The organism is Pseudomonas sp. 2995-3 (assembly GCF_002742565.1).
Taxonomy (GTDB): Bacteria; Pseudomonadota; Gammaproteobacteria; order Pseudomonadales; family Pseudomonadaceae; genus Aquipseudomonas; species Aquipseudomonas edaphica.
Genome location: NZ_LJSB01000125.1, coordinates 120,482 through 142,201, shown reverse-complemented (window position 1 = coordinate 142,201; position 21,720 = coordinate 120,482). Strand labels below are relative to the sequence as shown.

Sequence of the window (21,720 nt, the reverse complement as noted above, 5' to 3'; positions counted from 1 at the left end):
ACTCCTTTAAGGATCAATAATAAAATTCGGAAAATAGATAGCTTATGGCCGTCACACCCCCAAGGATAGACGGCAATTGCAAGGACTCAGCTCAATATGGAGACCGATCCCAAGTATTTCAAGGCGCGCGACAGATTGTCGCTGTCCAGGCTGTCCAACCAGTGCAACTCGCTCCAGCTGCGCAGCCAGGTGAACTGGCGCTTCGCCAATTGGCGCGTGGCAATGATGCCGCGCTCCTGCATTTCGGCTGACGTCAGCTTGCCATCCAGGTGTTCCCAGACTTGGCGGTAGCCTACAGCACGTATCGAAGGCAACCCGGCATGCAGGTCACCTCTGGAACGCAGTGCTACGACCTCGTCCACAAACCCCTGTTCCAACATAATTGTGAATCTTTGTGCAATTCGTTCATGCAACACCTGGCGATTTGCCGGAGCAATGGCCAGATTCGCCACAGTATAGGGCAATTGTGACTGTCCAGATGCGCCTGCATCAGCACTTTGCGCAGTTTGTTTCAGCCTGTGTTCAGTCATGGTCTGGCCGCTCACCCGCCAGACTTCCAGGGCGCGACTGAGGCGCTGGGGGTCATTGGGGTGAATGCGCGCAGCGGAAACCGGGTCGACTGCCGCCAACTGGTCGTGCAGGGCTTGCCAGCCAAGGCGTGCAGCCTCTTCTTCAATTTCGCCACGCACCTGGGCGTCGGCCGCAGGCATATCCGCCAAGCCTTCCTGCAAAGCCTTGTAATAGAGCATCGTACCGCCCACCAGCAGCGGAATATTGCCCCGCGCGGTGATCTCGGCCATGGCGGCCAAGGCATCGGCACGGAAATCGGCGGCGGAATAGCTCTCGGCCGGGTCGATGATGTCAATCAACCGGTGCGGATACTGTGCCAACAGTTCTTTTGAAGGCTTGGCCGTGCCGATGTCCATGTCCCGGTAAACCAGGGCAGAGTCGACGCTGATCAGCTCGCAAGGCAGCACTTTGGTCAGCTCGATGGCCAGGTCGGTCTTGCCGGCGGCCGTAGGGCCCATCAGGAAGATGGCGGGGGGCAAGGCACTCATCAACGGCCGCGCAAGAACAGTTTGTCCAAGTCGTCCAGGCCCATTTGGGTCCAGGTCGGTCGGCCATGGTTGCATTGCCCGCTGCGCTCGGTGTTCTCCATGTCGCGCAGCAAACCGTTCATTTCCGGCAACGCCAGGCGGCGGTTGGCGCGGATTGCACCGTGGCAGGCCATGGTACCGAGCAGTTCGTTGATATGTGCCTGGATGCGATCGCTGGTGCCGTATTCCATCAGGTCGGCCAGTACATCGGCGACCAGGCGGTTGGCTTCGGCTTGCTTGAGCAAGGCGGGAATCTGGCGAATAGCCAGGGTTTCCGGGCCCAGGCGTTGCAGTTCGAAGCCCAGCTTCTGGAACACGCTGTGGTGCTCCTCGGCGCAATCGGCCTCACGCTGGCTTACAGCCAGGGATTCCGGCACCAACAGCGGCTGGCCGCTCAGACCTTCACTGGCCATGGCGATCTTCAAGCGCTCGTACATGATCCGTTCGTGGGCGGCATGCATGTCCACCAGTACCAGGCCGTGGGCGTTTTCGGACAGGATATAAATGCCCTTGAGCTGCGCCAGCGCATAACCCAAAGGCGGAATATCACCGCCGCCCTCAGGCAATGCCACAGCGCCCGGCTCGGCCCCCGGCAGCGGTGCAAAAAATTCGCGATAGGCCGCCTGGGCCTCGGCTACCGGCACAGTCGACTGCGGGCGTGGCGTGTATTGGTACTGATAACCCGCGCCCGCACCGGACCCCGGCGCGGTGTAGGAAGGCTGCGGCTGCGGCGATTGCAGCAGGTTGGCCGCCAGGCTCATTTCGCCCTGAGGCCCGAACTCGCCAGCCTCCGGACCGCTCGGCCTTACCGCCGCCGTCACAATCGGCGCTGACAACTGATCATCCGGGCGCACATCGCCCAAGGCGCGGTGCAGCGTGCCGTAGAGGAAGTCATGCACCATGCGCCCGTCACGGAAGCGCACTTCGTGCTTGGTCGGGTGCACGTTGACGTCGACCACCGACGGGTCGACTTCAAAGAACAGCACAAACGTCGGGTGCCGCCCGTTGAACAGCACATCGCGATACGCCTGGCGCACCGCGTGGGCCACCAGTTTGTCGCGTACCGCACGGCCATTCACAAAGAAATACTGCAAGTCCGCCTGGCTGCGGGAAAAGGTCGGCAAACCGACCCAGCCCCAAAGGCGCAAGCCATTGCGCTCGATTTCAATCGGCAGCGCCTGCTCAAGGAAGCCTGCGCCGCAGATCGCCGAGACCCGCCGAGCGCGCGCGGCGTCGTCATGGGCTTCGTGCAGGCTGAGGATGGTTTTGCCGTTGTGGCGTAAATGGAACGCCACATCAAAACGCGCCAACGCCAGGCGCTTGATGACTTCTTGCAGGTGATCGAATTCGGTTTTTTCGGCCTTGAGGAACTTGCGTCGCGCGGGCGTGTTGAAAAACAGGTCGCGAACTTCAACCGACGTCCCCACCGGGTGCGCGGCCGGCTGCACACGAGGCGCCATGTCACGGCCTTCGGTTTCCACCTGCCAGGCTTGCTCGGCGCTGCGGGTGCGCGAAGTCAGGGTCAGGCGTGCTACGGAGCTGATGGACGCCAATGCCTCACCGCGAAAACCCAGGCTCATTACCCGCTCAAGGTCTTCAAGGTCGCGAATCTTGCTGGTGGCGTGACGAGCCAGGGCCAGCGGCAGGTCATCCGAGGAAATCCCGCTGCCGTCGTCGCGGACCCGCAGCAGCTTGACGCCGCCCTGCTCCACATCGACATCAATGCGCTTGGCACCGGAGTCGATACTGTTTTCCAGCAATTCCTTGATCACCGACGCCGGACGCTCAACCACCTCACCCGCAGCAATCTGGTTGGCGAGGCGCGGGCTGAGCAGTTCGATGCGCGAGCCACTGTTCAATAAGGAGTCGCTCATTACTGCGCCGCCAATTCAGTGCCAGGGATGGTCAACACCTGACCGACTTTCAACTCATCGGTCTTCAGGTTGTTGGCGCTGCGCAAGGTCGCGGCAGATACCTGGAAACGCACGGCCAGCATGGCCAGCGTGTCGCCGGGTTGCACGCGATGGTCACGCGGGCCTTGGGCGATTTTGCCGGAATCACGCAGCCAGGCAATGTAGGTACCCGGCGGCGGGTTCTGCTGGAAGAACTGGCGAATACCGGCGCTGATCGAACGCGCCAGCGCCTGCTGGTGGTTGGCGCTGGCCAGCTTCGAGGCTTCGTTGGAGTTGGAGATAAACCCGGTTTCCACCAGGATCGACGGGATATCCGGCGACTTCAACACCATGAACCCAGCCTGCTCCACGCGCTGTTTGTGCAGGGACGTCACGCGGCCAATGTTGCTGAGGACTTTTTGGCCGACGTTCAAGCTGGAGGTCAGCGAAGCGGTCATCGACAGGTCGAGCAGTACACCAGCGAGCATTTTGTCCTTGTCGTCGAGGGACACGTTGCCGGCCCCGCCGATCAGGTCGGAACGGTTTTCACTGTCGGCCAGCCAGCGTGCGGTCTCGGACGTGGCGCCACGATCCGACAAGGCAAACACCGAGGCACCGAAGGCAGCGGTTGATGGCGCGGCGTCGGCATGGATCGACACAAACAGGTCTGCACCCTTCTTGCGGGCGATTTCGGTACGGCCACGCAGCGGGATGAAGTAATCGCCGGTACGGGTCAGCTCGGCGCGATAGCCTTTCATGCCATTAACCTGGCGCTGCAGTTCACGGGCGATGGCCAGTACCACATCTTTTTCATGCTGGCCGCGCGAGCCGGAGGCGCCCGGGTCTTCGCCGCCGTGGCCGGCGTCGATCACCACAATAATGTCGCGCTTGCCCGCAGGCGCAGGTGGTGGCGGCGGCAACTTGACCTGCGGCTGCGACGGGTTGACCGGCACGGCCGGAACAGTCGCAACGCTTGGGGTTGGCGCAGGCGGCGGTGCAGCGTCGGCGGCGTTGTCGAACAGGTCGACCACCAACCGATTGCCGTATTGGGCATTAGGCGCCAGCACAAAGCTTTTCGGGGTCACGGCCTTTTTCAGGTCGATGACCACACGCAGGTCCGTCGGCGTGCGCTGGGCCGAGCGCATCGCGGTGATCGGGGTATTGGCGGTTGAGACTTTCAGCGGCGCGCCGAGGGTGGCGCCGTTGATGTCGATCACCAGCCGATCGGGCGCCGTCAGGGTAAAGACGCTGTGCTGGACCGGGCCAGACAGGTCGAACACCAGTCGCGTGTTATCCGGCGCTCGCCACAGGCGAACACTTTTCACCTGTGAAGCAGCCAGAGCATTGAAAGTCATTGCCGCAAGCAACACCCCTACGACAGCAACCATCGCGCGAAAGCGCATACCTAACCCCACCAATTTTATTTGAATTCCAATGCCAGGGCCGCGCACCAAGACTGGCCGCGCGCACTCTGGGGCAACAACTTCAGCTGACGTCCATGCTCATGCGGCGTAATGGTAATGGTCAGGTCCGGCTTTGGCAAAAAGCCTGTGCCTTTATCTGGCCACTCGATCAAGCACAGTGCGTCTTCATCGAAGTAATCACGGATACCCATGTACTCCAGTTCTTCAGGGTCGACCAGCCGATACAGGTCGAAATGGAAGGCGCGAACTGCACCGATCTCGTAGGGTTCGACCAAGGTGAACGTCGGGCTTTTTACCGCGCCCGTGTGGCCCAACCCACGAATGATCCCTCGCGACAGCGTGGTTTTGCCCGCGCCCAGGTCCCCTTCAAGGAAAATCAGTCCTGCGCCGGCCGAAACCTGTGCAATACGCTGACCCAACGCAACCATGGCGTCTTCATCAGCCAGAAAAAGGCTTACTTCAGGCACGGCGACTGCTCCTCCAGCAATTGACGAATGGCAGGTATCAGGTCGCTGGCGGCCAGGCCGCGACCATAAGTGCCTTGGCGATCCCCCGCCGTGGCGTGCAACCACACGGCCAGGCAACTTGCCTCATAGGCGGGCATGCCCTGGGCCAGCAATGCACCCACCAAGCCGCTCAGCACATCACCCAAACCGGCCGTCGCCATCGCCGGGTGACCTTGGTCACAGCGCGAAACACGGCCGTCCGGGCTGGCAATCAAACTGCCAGCACCCTTGAGGATAGCCACTGCATTGAATTTCTGGCTTAACGCGCGCGCCACGTTAAGGCGATCGGCCTGAACCGCGGCTGTCGTGATGCCCATCAACCGCGCCGCCTCGCCGGGATGCGGCGTGATCACGCTGCTGGCCGGCAGGCTTACACCGCCTGCGGCCAACTGGTTCAAGGCGTCAGCATCCCAAACTTGCGGCTGCTGGGCGTTGGCGGCAACCGACAACAGGCTTTTGCCCCAGGACGCTGCGCCCAGGCCGGGACCGATAACAATCACCGAGATTTTTTCCAGCAGCCCCATCAACTGATTGGCCGAACTGACGCCGACGGTCATCACTTCCGGCAAACGTGCGAGTGCGGCTGGCACGTGTTCCGGGCGAGTCGCCAACGAAACCATGCCTGCGCCACTGCGCAAGGCGCTTTCGGCGCTGAGCAGCCCGGCACCGCCAAAGCCATGGTCGCCGCCGATGACCAGCAGGTGACCGAACTGGCCTTTATGGGCGTCCGGGGAACGTGCAGCCAGTTGCGGCAAATGGCCGTGCAACAGCGGCTGTACGTCGGTAATTGTGTGTTTTGTCTGCGGCATGCGTCTTCAAGCTCCGATGTCTGGCAGAATTATACGCATCTAACCTGTGGTTTCCCGTGTCTCATGCCTGCAATTACTTCCGATCTGCCCGCCCTCGCCCAATCGATCAAAGACTGGGGCCGCGAGCTGGGTTTTCAACAAGTCGGCATCAGCGGCCTGGACCTGGCCGAGCATGAGCAGCACCTGCAACGCTGGCTCGACGCGGGCTACCACGGCGAGATGGAATACATGGGCGCCCATGGCAGCAAACGCTCGCACCCCGATGAACTGGTGCCGGGCACGCTGCGTGTAGTTTCGCTGCGCATGGATTATCTGCCAGGCGACACGCAAATGGCGCAGTTGCTGGCCAAGCCAGAAAAAGCCTACATCTCCCGTTACGCCTTGGGCCGCGATTACCACAAGCTGATCCGCAAGCGCGTGCAACAACTGGCCGACCGTATCCAGGCACAGATCGGCCCGTTCGGCTTTCGCGCCTTTGTCGACAGCGCGCCCGTTTTGGAAAAAGCCATTGCCGAACAAGCTGGCCTCGGCTGGATTGGCAAAAACACCCTGGTACTCAATCGCAAGGCCGGCAGCTATTTCTTTTTAAGCGAACTGTTTGTCGATTTGCCGTTGCCGGTGGACGCGCCTCACGTCACCGAGCATTGCGGCCGCTGCACCGCATGCCTGGATATCTGCCCCACCAATGCCTTCGTCGGCCCTTATGTGCTCGACGCGCGGCGCTGCATTTCCTACCTGACCATCGAACTCAAGAGTGCGATCCCCGAGGACCTGCGCCCACTGATCGGCAATCGGGTATTCGGCTGCGATGACTGTCAGATCGTTTGCCCCTGGAATCGTTTCGCCCGATCCACGGCCGAAAGCGATTTCAAGCCACGGCACAATCTGGATAACGCAGAACTGGCCGAATTGTTTATGTGGGACGAGGATAAATTCCTCAGCAACACAGAAGGCTCGCCCCTGCGTCGCGCCGGGTATGAGCGCTGGCTGCGCAACCTGGCAGTGGGCCTGGGCAACGCGCCGTCAAGCATTCCGGTACTCGAAGCCTTGAAAGCACGTCGCGATTATCCGTCCGAACTGGTGCGCGAACATGTGGAATGGGCGCTGAACCAGCACGCTACGCGCTAGTGCACGTCGTCGTTGTAGACGAACTTGGGCATTTCCCAGTGAAAACGTATCGCCAGCAGCCGCAATAAAAAGCCGCTGAACAAAGTCAGCAGAATCGCCTGCTCGCTGGGCAGTTGCAGATACAGGCACAGCATGTAGAACCAGGCGGCGAGAAACGACACGCTGGCGTACAGCTCGCGGCGAAAGATCAGCGGGATGTCGTTACAGAAGATATCGCGCAGGATGCCGCCGAATACGCCCGTGATCACGCCGCTGACTGAAGCCACCAGCATGCCGTGACCCATTTCCAAAGCAGTCATGCAGCCGATCAGGGTAAACGCCACCAGGCCCAAGGCGTCCAGCGCCAGGAACAGCGAGCGCAGACGGCGCATCAGCGGTGCAATAAAGATCGTCACCAGCGCGGCGATCGAGGTCAGCACCAGGTATTCCGGGTGTTTGACCCACGTCAGCGGGTAATGCCCCAACAGTACATCGCGCACCGAACCGCCGCCCAGCGCCGTGACGCAGGCGATCAGCACCACGCCAAACCAGTCCATCCCACGGCGCCCGGCGGACAGCGCGCCGGTCATGGCTTCGGCGGTGATGGCGATGAGGTAGAGCATCAACAGCATGATGGCGATCCTTGCGAATAGGCGCGCATTCTAATCATTGGGTGATGGCACCAAAAGGGGGCGCATGGCGAAAGACCGTATCGACAGCATCGCAGGCAAGCCAGCTCCCACATTTGAATGTGTTCACAAGTCAAAGTGTGGGAGCTGGCTTGCCTGCGATAGGGCCTGGTATCTACACAACTTGAAGGCATCCAGATTTCCCTGTGGCGAGCAGGCTTGCCCTGCGTTGGGCTGCGAAGCGGCCCCAGTAAAGACACTGCAATTTTCCTGAAAGAACTCAGCGTCTGGATTTGGGGCTGCTTCGCAGCCCAACGCAGGGCAAGCCTGCTCGCCACAACAGCCCACTTACCACAGAGTTTGTTTCAACCGGCTGCGTAGACACCAATGCTGCAATGGGGCCAGAGCAGGCGCCACAGATTCAAGCCTTGATGAAATGCTTGCGGTAATGCTGCAACTCGGCGATCGACTCGCGAATGTCATCCAGCGCCAAATGCGTGCTGCCTTTGTGGAAGCTGTCCTTGACCTCCGGCGCCCAGCGCGCCGCCAGCTCTTTGAGTGTGGACACGTCCAGGTTGCGATAGTGGAAGTAGCTTTCCAGCCCCTTCATGTGCGTATAAAGGAAGCGACGATCCTGGCAGATGCTGTTGCCGCAGATCGGCGACTTGCCCTTGGGCACCCACTTTTCCAGGAAGGCGATGGTTTCAGCTTCGGCCTCAGCCATGCTGATGCGGCTCTCGCGCACGCGCTGGGTCAGGCCCGAGTTGCCGTGGGTGCGGGTATTCCACTCGTCCATGGTGGCCAGTACAGCGTCGCTGTGATGGATGGCGATCACCGGACCTTCGGCCAAGGTGTTGAGGTTGCTGTCGGTGACAATGGTCGCCATCTCGATGATGACGTCGGTGTCGGGGTTCAGACCGGTCATTTCCAGATCGATCCAAATCAGGTTCTGTGGGTTTTGCATGGCTTGATTCTCTTGGCCCTTGGCTTAGCTGCGCAGTTTAGCAGGCGGGGGCGTGCTAGACTCGCGACCGTTTTACCCAACCTTTGCATTATCGACACGGAACACCAATGGCCAAACGCCAGCTCAATCGCCGCCAAAACTGGCGCATCGAAAAGATTCAAGGCGAACGCGCCGCTCGCGCCGCCAAACGTGAATCCTCCGCCGTGGAAGCGCTCGAGGGCGGCGACCTGGGGCCTGAACAAACGGGCCTGGTGATCGCGCACTTTGGTGTGCAGGTCGAAGTCGAGGCGCTCGAGGGCGAACTCGCAGGCTCGGTGTCGCGCTGCCACCTGCGCGCCAACCTGCCTGCGCTGGTCACCGGCGACAAGGTCGTGTGGCGTGCCGGCAACCAGGGCATCGGCGTGATCGTCGCCCAATTGCCGCGCACCACCGAACTGCGCCGCCCCGACAGTCGTGGCCAGCTCAAGCCAGTGGCGGCCAACGTTGACATGATCGTGATCGTGTTCGCACCGCTGCCCGAGCCGCATGCCAACCTGATCGACCGCTACCTGGTCGCAGCCGAGCATGCCGGCATTCGCCCGCTGCTGCTGCTGAACAAATTCGACCTGATCGACGAGCAGAACGCCCCGGCGCTCAACGCGTTGCTGGCGGTCTACCGCACCCTGGGTTACCCGGTGCTGGAAGTGTCGGCGCATCACGGCAATGGCATGGAACAACTGCAACAGCAGTTGGACGGGCGCATCAGTGTGTTCGTCGGCCAGTCTGGCGTGGGCAAGTCATCGCTGGTCAACAGCCTGCTGCCGGAAGTCGACACCCGTGTCGGCCCGCTGTCGGAACTGTCCGGCCAGGGTACCCACACCACCACCACCGCGCGGTTGTTCCACTTCCCCGGCGGCGGTGAGTTGATCGACTCCCCAGGCATCCGTGAATTCGGCCTCGGCCACGTCAGCCGCAGCGATGTGGAAGCGGGCTTCATCGAGTTCAACGACCTGATCGGCACCTGCCGCTTCCGCGACTGCAAACACGACCGCGAGCCGGGCTGTGCGTTGCTCAAGGCCCTGGAAGATGGGCGCGTGCAGCAGCAGCGAATGAACAGCTATCGGTCGATTATTGCGAGCTTGCCGGAGAGCAGCTACTAACGATCCACTTCTTGATACACATAAACCAGTGTACTGAAGCCCCTAGTCCATTGATTTAATAGGAGCAGGCATCAAGAATCCGGACCAACTGGGTGGCTCATACGCACAAGCCAGCTTGTATTCGGATTTCTCGATGCGCATAATTGCTCCGTCACCAGCGAAAGCTGGCAGGAGTCTGGATCCTTTTCGGGGTTGATCCAGCGGCGCAGAAGAGGCGAAGCAAGCTCCACTGCGCGTCGAATGAAGCCGCCTTCGGGCGGCTTTGCTTTTTGTGGGGCATTAACAACTGCACAGAAAGACTCGCTCCAAGGGCCGGGAGTACTTCGTGCCGCGCCTGTGCGTGGAGGACATGCGAGGTGTCATCAGCGGCGTCAAAGCCTACCTTCCTCTCTGAACACAAATGAAAACGCCCCGACATAGTCGGGGCGTTTTCATTTACAACCAACAAAGACCGCTTACGAACCCGGCGTTGGCGCAGGCGCCGTAGGGTCTTTCACCCCGCCGTCATCAAACAGGTTCAGCTTCTGCCGCAGCTCATGGGCCGGCAGCGGCTCCTGCCCTGGCGGAATAGCATTCGGATCTGCCGGCACTTCACCCGGAGCGCCTTCGCCCTGGGTCGGCGCCGCAGGTGGCGGCTGATCACCTTCAATCGCACGCTGGGCTTTTTTAGTCAGCACCACGATATCGATACGGCGGTTGATCGGGTTGAACGGGTCTTTAGGGTCAAACAACTGCGAGGACGCAAACCCCACCACGCGCGCCACTTGCGGGTCGGGATAGCTGCCCGCCACCAGCGCACGACGGGCGGCATTGGCGCGGTTGGCCGAAAGCTCCCAGTTGCCGAAGTCGCCTTGGCCCGCATAGGGCTTGGCGTCGGTATGACCGCTGATGCTGATCTTGTTCGGCACCGCCTTGATGGTGTCGGCCATGGCCAGCAGGATATCTTCGAAGTACGGCTTCAAGCGCGCACTGCCGGAGTCGAACATCGGCCGATTGGCCGCATCGGTGATCTGGATGCGCAAGCCTTCGGGGGTGATCTCGAAGGAAATCTGATCCTTGAACTTCAGCAGCTGCGGGTTTTCTTCGACCTTGGTCTGCAGTTCCTGCAGCAACAACTCCAGGCGCTCTTTCTCGACCTGCTCGGCCATGCTCTCGACGGTGTCGCGCTCGATCGGGATATTTTCCTGCGGCGACTCGGTCTTGACCTCGGGGTTGATGGTGCGCTCAGGCGCCAGTTGCGGTGAGCCGCCCAGGTCGATCACGAAGGGCGTGCCGCTTTCCGAAAAACCAATCGGGTCTTTGAAGTAACCGGCAATGGCGATCTTCTGCTCGGGCGTGGCGGTCGACATCAGCCACAGCACCAGGAAGAACGCCATCATCGCCGTGGCAAAGTCGGCGAAGGCGATTTTCCAGGCGCCGCCATGGTGCCCCGCAGCGAAGCGCTTGACGCGCTTGATGATTATCGGCTGGTTGTTTTCCATGACTTAGCGACCGCGAACCGCTTGTTCCAGCTCGGCAAAACTTGGGCGATGTTTCGGGTACAGCACCTTGCGCCCGAACTCCACCGCCAGCGATGGCGGCATGCCGGACGCCGAAGCCACCAGGCAGGCCTTGATCGCTTCGTACAAATTCACTTCTTCCTTGGCATCGTGGGCCAGGGACGTGGCCAGTGGGCCGAAGAAACCGTAGGCCGCGAGGATACCGAAGAAGGTACCGACGAGGGCCGCGCCCACGTGCATGCCGATAGCCTTCTGGTCGCCCTCACCCAGGGATGCCATGGTCACCACAATGCCCAGTACCGCCGCAACGATACCAAAACCGGGCATGCCGTCAGCGACGCCGGTCACGGCGTGGGAAGGATGTTCCAGCTCTTCCTTCAGGCTGAACAGCTCCATGTCGAACAGCCCTTCGAGCTCGTGCGGGGCCATGTTGCCGGAGGACATGATGCGCAGGTAGTCACAGATGTAGGCGGTCATGCGCTCATCTTTGAGCACGGCCGGGTACTTGGCGAAAATCGGGCTGGCGGCAGCGTCTTCGATGTCGCCTTCGATGGCCATCATGCCTTCGCGGCGGCTCTTGTTGAGGATCTCGTAGATCAGCCCCAGCACTTCAAGATAGAACGTGTGAGAGAAGCGTGAGCTGAACATGCCCAGCGACTTTTTGATCACGTGCATGGTCATGTAGCCGGGGTTGGCCTGCAGGAAAGCACCAAACGCGGCGCCGCCGATGATCAGCACTTCGAAGGGCTGGATCAGCGCGGCAATTTTACCGTGGGACAGGACGTACCCACCGAGCACACTTGCGATGACGACGATGATGCCGATAATTTTAGCCATAGGAGATTGGTACTTGCGCCGTCGGGTTCATGGACATAGTGGGTGCTGCAGAAAACTCTTGTTCTACTTATCGGCAAAACTGCGCCAGACTATAGCCCGTTAAGGCGAAAAGCCAATTCGGCCCGTTCCGGGCGTGTAGAACGCAAGTGATGATCGCGCCCCAATCATGGCAAACGAAACGACAGTTCCAAATACAAAACCCACCACCCTCGCCGCTTGGATCAAGCGCCTGGACGATGTGCTGCTGCCTGTTCCTCAGGCTAGTCACGAACGCGTGTGCAAGGCCATCCGCGACAGCCGCAGTTCATTGCGAGATATTGCCGAGCTGATGCAAAACAGCCCGGCACTGGTGCTCAGTGTGATGCGCGAGGCCAACAGCCAGGCGCACGGCAGCCTGTCGGGGCCGGCGGAAAACCTCGAAGTGGCGCTGAACCGCCTGGGTCTCAAACGCGCCGAAGAATTGCTCGCGCGCCTGCCCTCGGTGCCGGAAAAAGACATCCCGGTGGCTTTGCGCCAACTGCTGCTGATAAGCCAGCACGCCTCACAGCAAGCCAACGGTTTGTTCGCCAGCCGCCTGGCGCGGCTGTGGCAAGACATCCATTGGGGCAGCCTGCTGTTTCTGTCGCCGCTGTGGCCGCTGGCCGTGGCCTACCCCAAACTCCTGGAAGAATGGGAACTGCGGGTCATCCACAAAGGCCAGTCGGCGCACAAGGTCGAGCAGGAACTGTTCGGTGTACGCCTGCTCGACTTGTGCCTTGGCCTGACCGAAGCCTGGCACCTGCCGATCTGGGTGTCCCAGGGCTACAACCTGCTGCTGACCGAGCAGCGCTTGCTGGTCAAGGCGCTGCACATCGCCCGCGAAGATGACGCGCTGCGCCAGCAGCAACTGCTCGATGCCGAACCCAACCTGCGGCGCTGGTTGAACCAACCCGCCAACACCGTGCTGCTGGCCAACGGCCTGGCGATGTCGGCCCAGGAATCCTGGACCTGCCCGCACACCGAGCGCTGGCAATACCTTACCGCGCTGTACCTGCAAGCGCCGCTGTGTGACGTGCAGCAGCAGGTTCACCAACAAGCGGTCACCAGCGCGCGCACCACCTTGATGCCGGACCTCTGGCACCCGGCGCTGTCGCTGATCTGGCCGTGGCATGTGCAGAAGGTCCATCGCGGCCTGCTGCCCGCACCGCCGCCCACTGCCGAAGCACTGGCCGTGTGGCGCAAGCGCTGCACCGAGTTGCTGGTCGAACCAAGCCGCTTTGCCAACGCCATGCACTTGACCACCTGCGCCAAGGAAGCCTTGGTCGCCAGTGGCATGCAGCGGGTGCTGCTCTTTATGGCCGACCGCGCCCTGAGTACCTTGCGTGTGCATCAGGCCGATGGCTTGCCCAAGGACGCTGCCAACCTGAGCCTCGACGTCGTCAACAGCACACTGCTGCAACGCTTGCTGGAAAAGTCCGCCCAGGTGCGCCTCACGCCAGACAATCACGCGCAATTTTCTGCGCTGCTGCCGCCGATCCTGCGCCGCTGGTTTACCGGTGAACACCTGTTGCTACGCTCTCTGAGCTGCAATGGCCGCGTGGTGATGCTGATGGTCGCCGACCAGGGCGGCGGGCCGTTCTCGGAAACCACCGTGCAGGCTTTTGGCAAAACCGCTCAATGCATCGAGAAAGCGCTGCACAGCTTTACCAACCGCAGCGCCTGATGCTTGCGCTACAATCGCCCTCTTTTATCACCAACATTTGTGCCCAGGAGACCTCACATGCCTGACTTCTCTGGCTTGCCGCTGGTGATCGAGTCCAGCGACCTGCTTGGTCGCCTGGATGCCGAACACTTGATTCTGGTGGACCTCACCAGTGCCGCCCGCTACGCCGAAGGGCATATCCCCGGCGCGCATTTCGTTGACCCCAAGCGCACCCAACTGGGCCAGCCGCCAGCACCCGGCTTGCTGCCGCACAAGGCCGACCTGGAAAAGCTGTTCGGCGAACTGGGCCACACCCCGGACGCCACTTACGTCGTCTATGACGACGAAGGCGGCGGCTGGGCCGGGCGGTTCATCTGGTTGCTCGACGTGATCGGCCACCAGAAGTACCACTACCTGGATGGCGGCCTGCTGGCCTGGCTGGACGAAAAACACCCGGTATCCACCGAAGTGCCCGCCCCGGTTGGCGGCCCGGTCAGCCTCACGCTGCACGACGGCCCCACCGCCACCCGCGAATACCTGCAAAGCCGTCTCGGCGCCGCCGACCTGGGGATCTGGGACGCACGCGGCCCGCTGGAATATTCCGGCGAGAAAGTGCTCGCCGCCAAGGGTGGTCACATCCCCGGCGCCGTCAACTTCGAATGGACTGCCGGCATGGACAAGGCGCGCAACCTGCGTATCCGCCGCGACATGCCGCAGATCCTCGAAGACCTCGGGCTGACCCGCGACAAAGAAATCATCACCCACTGCCAGACTCACCACCGCTCTGGCTTCACCTACCTGGTGGCCAAGGCGCTCGGTTATCCGCGAGTCAAAGGTTATGCCGGTTCCTGGGGCGAATGGGGCAACCACCCCGACACCCCCGTCGAGATTTAAGGTTTAAGGACAGTTATGAAAAAGCAGTTGTTTATCCTCAGCCAGTACTTGCTGCCGCACCACTTGCTGTCGCGCCTGGCCGGCTGCATTGCCGAGTGCCGCGTGCGCTGGTTCAAGAATGCCTTCACGGCGTGGTTCGCCAAGCGCTATCAAGTGGACATGTCCCAGGCGCTGGTCGAAGACCTCACCGCCTACGAGCACTTCAATGCCTTCTTTACCCGCGCCCTGAAAGACGGCGCCCGCCCGCTGGATGAAACTCCAGGCGCGGTGCTGAGCCCAGCCGACGGCGCGGTCAGCCAGCTTGGCCCGATTGAACACGGTCGTGTGTTCCAGGCCAAAGGCCATAGCTTTAGCGTGCTGGAATTGCTCGGTGGTGATGCGGCGTTGGCTGCACCGTTCATGGGCGGTGATTTCGCCACTATTTACCTGTCACCGAAGGATTACCACCGCGTACACATGCCTTTGGCCGGTACGCTGCGTGAGATGGTCTACGTGCCGGGCCGGATTTTCTCGGTCAACCAGACCACCGCCGAAAACGTGCCGGAACTGTTTGCGCGCAACGAGCGTGTTGTCTGCCTGTTCGACACCGAACGCGGCCCGATGGCTGTGGTGTTGGTGGGCGCGATGATTGTGGCGTCGATTGAAACCGTATGGGCCGGGCTGGTCACGCCGCCGAAACGCGAGCTGAAAACCTTCCGCTACGACGAAGCCGCACGCGCGCCGATTCACTTGGAGAAAGGTGCTGAACTGGGCCGCTTCAAGCTGGGTTCGACCGCCATCGTGCTGTTCGGGCCGGATCAGGTGAAGTGGGCAGAGGAGTTGGTGGCGGGTACGCCGGTGCAGATGGGCCAGGGTATCGCACTGCCGAAAGCCTGATTTAAAGCTGATGCAAATCAAATGTGGGAGCCGGGCTTGCCCGCGATAGCGGCGTATCAGTCAATACTTCAATGACTGAACTATCGCTATCGCGGGCAAGCCCGGCTCCCACAGTTACTGCAATCTTGCAGTTAGATCGGCTTACAACTGCCCGTCGCGATCGCGAAAGCCCAGCAGATACAACACACCATCCAGCCCCAGCGTCGAAATCGCCTGCTTGGCCGATTGCTTGACCAGCGGCTTGGCACGGAACGCCACACCCAACCCGGCAATCGCCAGCATCGGCAAGTCATTGGCGCCGTCGCCGACCGCAATGGTCTGCTCCAGACGCAAACCTTCCTTGTGGGCCAATTCCTTCAGCAAGTCCGCCTTGCGCTGTGCGTCGACAATCGGCTCGACCGCCACGCCGGTCACTTTGCCATCCACCACTTCCAGCTCGTTGGCAAATACATAGTCAATGCCCAGCTTGGCCTGCAATTGCTTGGCGAAGTAGGTGAAACCGCCCGAGAGAATTGCAGTCTTGTAGCCCAGGCGCTTGAGTTCGGCAAACAAGGTTTCGGCGCCTTCGGTCAGGCGCAGCGAAGCACCGATCGAATCCAACACACTTACGTCCAAGCCCTTGAGCAGTGCCAGGCGCTCCTTGAAGCTGGCGCGAAAATCCAGCTCACCGGCCATGGCGCGCTCGGTGATTTCGGACACCTGCTCGCCCACACCGGCGGCCTTGGCCAACTCGTCGATGACTTCGGCTTCGATCAGCGTGGAATCCATATCGAACACCGCCAGGCGGCGGTTACGGCGGAACAGCGAATCTTCCTGGAAGGCGATGTCGACATTCAGTTCCTGGGCCACGCTGAGGAATTCGGCGCGCAAGGCTTGCGGGTCGGCCGGCTCGCCGCGCACGGAGAACTCGATGCAGCCCTTGCCTTTGTCGGCCGGCGTGTCCAACGGCATACGACCCGACAGACGGTCGATGTGATCGATATTCAAACCATATTGAGCGGTGATCGAGCTGACACGCTGCAATTGTTCGGCGGTTACTTTGCGGGTCAGCAGGGTCACGATGTGGCGCTTTTTACCCTGGCCTTCGACCCAATGCTGGTAATCGGCTTCGGAAACCGGGGTGAAACGCACCTGTTGATCAAGCTTATACGCCGTAAACAGGATGTCTTTGAGCACCGACGAGGCCTGCTCGGTGCTGGGGATTTCCACCAGGATGCCGAACGACAGCGTGTCGTGGATCACCGCTTGGCCGATGTCGAGAATGTTCACACCACCCTGGGCCAGAACACCGGTAATGGCTGCGGTGAGACCCGGGCGGTCTTCGCCGGTGATGTTTATCAGGACAATTTCGCGCAAAGCGCACCCCCAGGCTGGAAAAAAACCGCATTCTACCCACTTTCAGTGACCATCGGGCACAGCGAGCGCTTTGCCGGTTCTAGGCCTGTCGCTATACTGCGCGTCAACTTCACGGACCAAGAGCCGAGCGCAAGTGAACCGGCCCACGCCAGTAAAAACCGATAACTTCTTCCTGCTGATCTTCCGGGCACTGCGCCACCGCCGTGTACCGATCGCATTACGCATCGCCAGCCATAACGTGATCCTGGTCGCTCTGGCCCTGGTGATCTACGCCTGCGTGATGGGTTTGCAGTTCAAGCAGGCCATGCACGAGCAAGCCGACGCCCTGGGCGAGAGCCTGACGACCCAGACCGCCACTTCGGCGACTGAGTTGCTGGTGTCCAACGACATCCTCAGCCTCAACGTGCTGCTCAATAACCTGACCAAGAACCCGCTGGTGGCCCACGCCGCCATCTACAGCGTGGACAACCGGATCATGGCCGAAGCCGGGCAGCGCCCGAAAAACGGCCTGCTGGGTGAAGCCGAAGGTCTGTATTCGAGCAATATTACGTTTCAGGATGTGAAGGCCGGGCAACTGCGCATCAGCCTCGACATGCAGCAATTCCAGCAGCCGATGACCATCAGCCTGCAAAGCATGGGCATCCTCAGCGCGATCCTGCTGGCACTGGCCCTGGCCCTGAGCTTGCGCCTGGGTCGGCATATCTCCACGCCGCTGATGCAACTGCGCATCTGGCTGCGCGATATCGACGAACACACCCCGGCCACCGACCGCCAGGACGAAATCGGCGACCTCGCCCGCCAGCTTCACGCCAGCTTCGCTCCCGAGCCGGTGGTGCCTGAGGTTGAACCCGAGCCTGAGTACGACGACACCGACTACGACGACGAGCCCGAGTTTGAAGTGCGCAACCTGCGTGACCCAGGCTTTGACGAAAGCGCGCCGGTGGCCGCCCTCAAGCCTGCACCACGCCAGGTGATCAAGGCCGAAGAAGACGAACTGGACGATGAAGACCCGTTCGCCGACCTGCGCGACACCTCGGCCGCCGCACCCGTTGTGGCCTCGCAACCTGCGCCGGTAAAAAATACCGAGCCGCAGCACAGCGCCGTACTGGCTGTGCAACTGGGTGCCCAGGACCAACTGCGTCGCCTGCCCCGTGCGCGCCTCACCGAATTGCTGGAGCGCTACCGCGACTGCCTCGACCAGGCTGCGTCGCTCTATCAGAGCGAGCTGCACACCCTGAACGACGGCAGCACGTTGATGCTGTTCCACAGCGAAGACAGCGGCGAAGACTACCTGACCAATGCCATCTGCTGCGGCGAGCTGCTGCGCGCCCTCGGCCATGCCTTGCAGATTGAAGTGGCCGACAGCGGCATTACCTTGCAGCTGCAACTTGGCCTGACCGTCGGAGACGATCTGTTCGGCATGAGCCAGATCGACCTGCTGCTTACCGAGATCGCCCAGGATGCGCTGGCCTTGTCCCAACACAGCCGCAACCTGCTGCTGGTGGAGCGCAAGATCAGTGAAGATGCGCTGATCCGCCAGCGCGCACGAATCCGCCCGATCGCCAGCCCTGAAGGCGCGAGCTGTGTGGAGCGGCTGATGGAGCCGTACCCGTCGATGCTCGAGCGGCAGTTGGCGCGCATGCATGAGACCCGTAACAAGCCCTGACAGCTGATCGTCCCCACGCTCCGCGTGGGAATGCATTCCGTGACGCTCTGCGTCACTGCTGCGCAGTGCTGACGGCGGGACGCGGAGCGTCCCAAGAGGCATTCCCACGCGTAGCGTGGGAACGATCAAATCGTAGACAACAAAAAGGCCCGCTGAGTAAGCGGGCCTTTTGTTTGGGCGCGATTCAGATCAGAACCTGAACACTTCCATATCCGTGCGAATCGGCGTGGCCATCGGCATCTTAGGCTTCTGCGGAGCTGACGGTTTGGCCTGGGACGGCGCTTGCTTGCGCGGCGCCTCGGCCACTGGCGGCTGGTTGGCCAATGGCTTGAGCGCCACCGACAACTGTTGCGCCAGATGCTGCAACAACACGCCCTGGGCCTGGACCTGGGACGCGGTGGTGCCGGTATGTTCTTCCTGCAGGTGCACGATGCGGTTATCGCGCACCTGGCCACGGCGGTCGATCAAGCGCCATTGGGCGTCAAGAATCGCCGGCTGCGAAGTACCCGAGTCAAGCCGCGTGATGGTTAGCAATACCTGCACGTCCGGGGTAAAACCCGCCGGCCCAGGTGCAAGCACCACACGCTGGCTGTCGAGATGGCCAGCCACCTGACGCAACATCAGCTGGTTGATATCGGACGACAAACTGCCCGCCCAACGACCATCGGTGGAACCTTGCAGGCTGCCGTCGTTCTGACGTTGAAGCAGGGTTTCGCGTTGCAGGTAATCAGCAACAACGACCGGGCCAAGCAAAACGGCCATGCCTGCGGTTTGCGCAGGCTGAGCCGGACTTCCGCTGTCCAGCTGGTACAGCGACACCGGTTGGTGTGTGCTGCAACCCGCCAGCCCCAAAAGGCCAGCGAGCATCAAAAATAAAGGAAGGCGTGGAGCAGTCATCATCCCATCCAGGTGGCTGCCACAAGGCGAACCACAATGTAATACTAAAAATAACCTAAACACGCTCGGCCACGCCGGCGCTGGAAAGGCCATATCATCCGTGAATATGCGCCCTGACTCCAGCGCGAAAGCGCCGATCTACGCGTTAAATCGTAGATCGAGCCCTCTAATCCGCCTTAAACAGGCGTTTCCACCAGCAAAGCATCCACGCGCTGGAAGCCACGCGGCAGTTTATTACCCCGTCGGCCACGCTCACCCTTGTAGTGTTCAAGGTCGTCGGGGCGCAGTGACAGCGTGCGCTTGCCAGCCTGGAGCACCAGGGTAGAGCCTTCCGGGATCACGGCGATGTCGGTCACGTACTCTTCGCGACTGGCCACGCGCTCCCCGGGAATCCCGATAATCTTGTTGCCCTTGCCTTTACCCAACTGCGGCAAATCGCTGATCTTGAACACCAGCAAACGCCCTTCGGTAGTCACCGACGCCAGCCAGTTGCTCTCGCGGTCCTCCACGGTGCGCGGCAGGATCACCTTGGCGTTGTTCGGCAAGCTCAACAACGCTTTGCCCGCCTTGTTCTTGGCCTGCAGGTCTTCACCCTTGACCACAAAACCGTAACCCGCGTCGGAGGCGATCACGTACAGCGAATCGTCATCCGGCAGCAGCACGCACTCGAAATTCGCCCCCGGTGGCGGTGTGAGACGCCCGGTCAGCGGTTCGCCTTGGCCACGTGCCGATGGCAAGGTGTGCGCCGGCACCGAATAGCTGCGCCCGGTGGAGTCGATAAACACCGCAAACTGGTTGGAACGCCCGGCCGCAGCGGTCTTGAAACCATCGCCAGCCTTGTACGAGAGGCCGGTGGCGTCAATATCATGCCCTTTGGCGGAACGAACCCAACCCTTTTCCGACAGAACGACGGTAATTTTCTCGTTAGGCAACAGTTCGGTTTCTGTCAGGGCTTTCGCTTCTGCGCGCTCGACGATTGGCGAGCGGCGATCATCGCCATAGGTTTCGGCGTCTTTGATCAGTTCGCTGCGCACCAGCTTCTTGAGCTTGGTTTCGCTACCCAACAGGGCTTGCAGCTTGGCTTGCTCCTTGAGCAGCGCGTCTTGCTCGTCGCGCAACTTCATCTCTTCGAGCCGCGCCAACTGACGCAAGCGGGTGTCGAGGATGTAGTCGGCCTGGATCTCGCTCAGTTCGAAACGCGCGATCAGCTCGGCTTTCGGGTGCTCGGCGGTGCGGATGATGTGGATCACTTCATCCAGGTTGAGGTAAGCGATCAGCAAACCATCCAACAGGTGCAGGCGGCGCTCAACCTTGTCGAGACGAAATTGCAGGCGGCGGCGCACGGTCTGTACGCGGAACTCCAGCCATTCCACCAGCAGGTTGCGCAGGTTTTTCAGCTGTGGCTTGCCGTCCAGGCCGATGATGTTGACGTTGACCCGGTAGCTGGACTCAAGGTCGGTGCTGGCGAACAGATGCTGCATCAGCACTTCGTGGTCGACCCGGCTGTTGGTCGGGATGATCACGATGCGGCAGGGGTTTTCGTGGTCGGACTCGTCACGCAAGTCAGCCACTTGCGGCAATTTCGACGGTTTGGCCTGCATCAGCGCGGCAATCTGCTCCAGCACCTTGGCACCGGACACCTGGTGCGGCAGTGCGGTGACAATAATGTCGCCGTCTTCAATGTGGTAAACCGCGCGCATGCGCACCGAGCCCTTGCCGGTCTCGTACATCTTCAGCAGGTCGGCACGCGGCGTGATGATTTCCGCTTCGGTCGGGTAATCCGGGCCTTGAATATGCTCGCAGAGCTGCTCGACCGTAGCTTTTGGCTCATCAAGCAAACGCACGCAGGCAGTCGCGACTTCGCGCAGGTTGTGCGGCGGCACATCAGTGGCCATGCCGACCGCGATGCCGGTGGTGCCATTGAGCAGGATATTCGGCAAACGCGCCGGCAACACCAGCGGTTCGTCCAAGGTGCCGTCAAAATTCGGCCCCCAGTTCGCAGTGCCCTGGCCCAACTCGCTCAGCAGCACTTCCGAGTAACGCGACAGGCGCGCCTCGGTGTAACGCATGGCGGCGAAGGACTTGGGATCATCCGGCGCACCCCAGTTACCCTGGCCATCCACCAAGGTGTAGCGGTAGCTGAACGGCTGGGCCATCAGCACCATGGCTTCGTAGCAGGCCGAGTCGCCGTGCGGGTGGAACTTACCAAGCACGTCACCGACAGTACGCGCCGATTTCTTGTGCTTGGAGTCTGCGTCCAGGCCCAACTCACTCATGGCGTAGATAATGCGCCGCTGCACGGGCTTCAGGCCGTCGCCGATATGCGGCAAGGCACGGTCCATGATCACGTACATGGAGTAGTTGAGGTAGGCATTTTCGGTGAAGTCAGCCAGCGATCGGCGTTCTACGCCATCTAAGCTGTCTGCGAGGATGTCACTCATGCGGGC

At 61.1% G+C, this 21,720-nt stretch carries 18 protein-coding genes; 6 read left to right on the top strand and 12 right to left on the bottom strand.

From position 1 onward, the window contains the following. Nucleotides 1-86: 86 nt before the first annotated feature. Genes miaA through AOA62_RS05715 form a run of 5 tightly spaced genes read right to left on the bottom strand, consistent with a single transcriptional unit; the run spans nt 87 to nt 5,728 of the window. A complete protein-coding gene (miaA, locus tag AOA62_RS05735; protein ID WP_099548094.1) occupies nt 87-1,058 on the bottom strand; it encodes a tRNA (adenosine(37)-N6)-dimethylallyltransferase MiaA in 972 nt (323 codons plus the stop codon). Beyond that, a complete protein-coding gene (mutL, locus tag AOA62_RS05730) occupies nt 1,058-2,956 on the bottom strand; it encodes a DNA mismatch repair endonuclease MutL (RefSeq protein ID WP_178075623.1) in 1,899 nt (632 codons plus the stop codon). The genes miaA and mutL overlap by 1 nt, the downstream gene beginning before the upstream one ends. A gap of 14 nt (nt 2,957-2,970) precedes the next feature. Then, complete coding sequence (locus AOA62_RS05725; RefSeq protein ID WP_017138465.1) at nt 2,971-4,392, bottom strand: N-acetylmuramoyl-L-alanine amidase; 1,422 nt, start codon at nt 4,390-4,392, stop codon at nt 2,971-2,973. A gap of 17 nt (nt 4,393-4,409) precedes the next feature. Further along, the gene (gene tsaE, locus AOA62_RS05720) at nt 4,410-4,880 is read right to left on the bottom strand and encodes a tRNA (adenosine(37)-N6)-threonylcarbamoyltransferase complex ATPase subunit type 1 TsaE (protein WP_099548093.1); all 471 of its coding nucleotides are present in this window, start codon (nt 4,878-4,880) and stop codon (nt 4,410-4,412) included. Next, on the bottom strand, nt 4,868-5,728 hold the full coding sequence (locus tag AOA62_RS05715) for an NAD(P)H-hydrate dehydratase (RefSeq protein WP_099548092.1): 861 nt from the start codon (nt 5,726-5,728) through the stop codon (nt 4,868-4,870). Before AOA62_RS05715 ends, tsaE begins: the two co-directional genes overlap by 13 nt. A 63-nt stretch (nt 5,729-5,791) precedes the next feature. Here AOA62_RS05715 and queG point away from each other — a divergent pair, with 63 nt between their 5' ends. Beyond that, a complete protein-coding gene (gene queG, locus AOA62_RS05710; RefSeq protein WP_017138468.1) occupies nt 5,792-6,856 on the top strand; it encodes a tRNA epoxyqueuosine(34) reductase QueG in 1,065 nt (354 codons plus the stop codon). Here queG and AOA62_RS05705 read toward each other — a convergent pair. Both AOA62_RS05705 and orn read right to left on the bottom strand, forming a co-directional pair. Then, entirely contained in the window at nt 6,853-7,470 is a 618-nt protein-coding gene (locus tag AOA62_RS05705; protein WP_169986743.1) for a trimeric intracellular cation channel family protein, read from the bottom strand. The genes queG and AOA62_RS05705 overlap by 4 nt on opposite strands. Before the next feature lie 415 nt (nt 7,471-7,885). Beyond that, on the bottom strand, nt 7,886-8,428 hold the full coding sequence (gene orn / locus AOA62_RS05700; RefSeq protein WP_060767947.1) for an oligoribonuclease: 543 nt from the start codon (nt 8,426-8,428) through the stop codon (nt 7,886-7,888). Nucleotides 8,429-8,535: 107 nt separating this feature from the next. On the opposite strand from orn, the gene rsgA reads away from it, so the two are divergent. Next, nucleotides 8,536-9,567: a small ribosomal subunit biogenesis GTPase RsgA gene (gene rsgA, locus AOA62_RS05695; RefSeq protein WP_003171340.1), complete on the top strand. Its 1,032-nt coding sequence runs from the start codon at nt 8,536-8,538 to the stop codon at nt 9,565-9,567. Nucleotides 9,568-10,022: 455 nt separating this feature from the next. Here the strand turns inward: rsgA and motB are convergent, their stop codons facing one another. Together motB and motA are read right to left on the bottom strand one after the other, a co-directional pair. Next, nucleotides 10,023-11,048: a flagellar motor protein MotB gene (gene motB, locus AOA62_RS05685; RefSeq protein ID WP_017138471.1), complete on the bottom strand. Its 1,026-nt coding sequence runs from the start codon at nt 11,046-11,048 to the stop codon at nt 10,023-10,025. Nucleotides 11,049-11,051: 3 nt separating this feature from the next. Beyond that, nucleotides 11,052-11,903 (bottom strand): flagellar motor stator protein MotA, encoded by an 852-nt coding sequence (gene motA, locus AOA62_RS05680; protein ID WP_017138472.1) that lies wholly within the window; start codon nt 11,901-11,903, stop codon nt 11,052-11,054. 166 nt (nt 11,904-12,069) lie between these two features. Between motA and AOA62_RS05675 the strand changes: the two genes are divergently transcribed. From AOA62_RS05675 to asd, 3 genes are read left to right on the top strand one after another with little or no spacing between them, the layout of a single operon-like run. Beyond that, nucleotides 12,070-13,605 carry an HDOD domain-containing protein gene (locus AOA62_RS05675; protein ID WP_017138473.1) on the top strand — a complete coding sequence of 512 codons (1,536 nt, stop codon included), beginning with the start codon at nt 12,070-12,072 and terminating at the stop codon, nt 13,603-13,605. 57 nt (nt 13,606-13,662) lie between these two features. After that, complete coding sequence (gene rhdA, locus AOA62_RS05670) at nt 13,663-14,478, top strand: thiosulfate sulfurtransferase (protein ID WP_099548090.1); 816 nt, start codon at nt 13,663-13,665, stop codon at nt 14,476-14,478. 15 nt (nt 14,479-14,493) lie between these two features. Next, nucleotides 14,494-15,354 (top strand): archaetidylserine decarboxylase, encoded by an 861-nt coding sequence (gene asd, locus AOA62_RS05665; RefSeq protein WP_017138475.1) that lies wholly within the window; start codon nt 14,494-14,496, stop codon nt 15,352-15,354. 141 nt (nt 15,355-15,495) lie between these two features. Here asd and serB read toward each other — a convergent pair whose 3' ends face one another. Further along, nucleotides 15,496-16,710, bottom strand: a complete 1,215-nt coding sequence (gene serB, locus AOA62_RS05660) for a phosphoserine phosphatase SerB (RefSeq protein WP_017138476.1) — start codon at nt 16,708-16,710, stop codon at nt 15,496-15,498. Nucleotides 16,711-16,843: 133 nt separating this feature from the next. Here serB and AOA62_RS05655 point away from each other — a divergent pair, with 133 nt between their 5' ends. Beyond that, on the top strand, nt 16,844-18,376 hold the full coding sequence (locus AOA62_RS05655; RefSeq protein WP_099548089.1) for an AhpA/YtjB family protein: 1,533 nt from the start codon (nt 16,844-16,846) through the stop codon (nt 18,374-18,376). A 189-nt stretch (nt 18,377-18,565) separates the two neighbouring features. Here AOA62_RS05655 and AOA62_RS05650 read toward each other — a convergent pair whose 3' ends face one another. Together AOA62_RS05650 and parC are read right to left on the bottom strand one after the other, a co-directional pair. Beyond that, entirely contained in the window at nt 18,566-19,273 is a 708-nt protein-coding gene (locus AOA62_RS05650; protein ID WP_026013799.1) for a membrane integrity-associated transporter subunit PqiC, read from the bottom strand. A 176-nt stretch (nt 19,274-19,449) separates the two neighbouring features. Then, entirely contained in the window at nt 19,450-21,714 is a 2,265-nt protein-coding gene (gene parC, locus AOA62_RS05645) for a DNA topoisomerase IV subunit A (RefSeq protein WP_017138479.1), read from the bottom strand. Nucleotides 21,715-21,720: the final 6 nt, after the last annotated feature.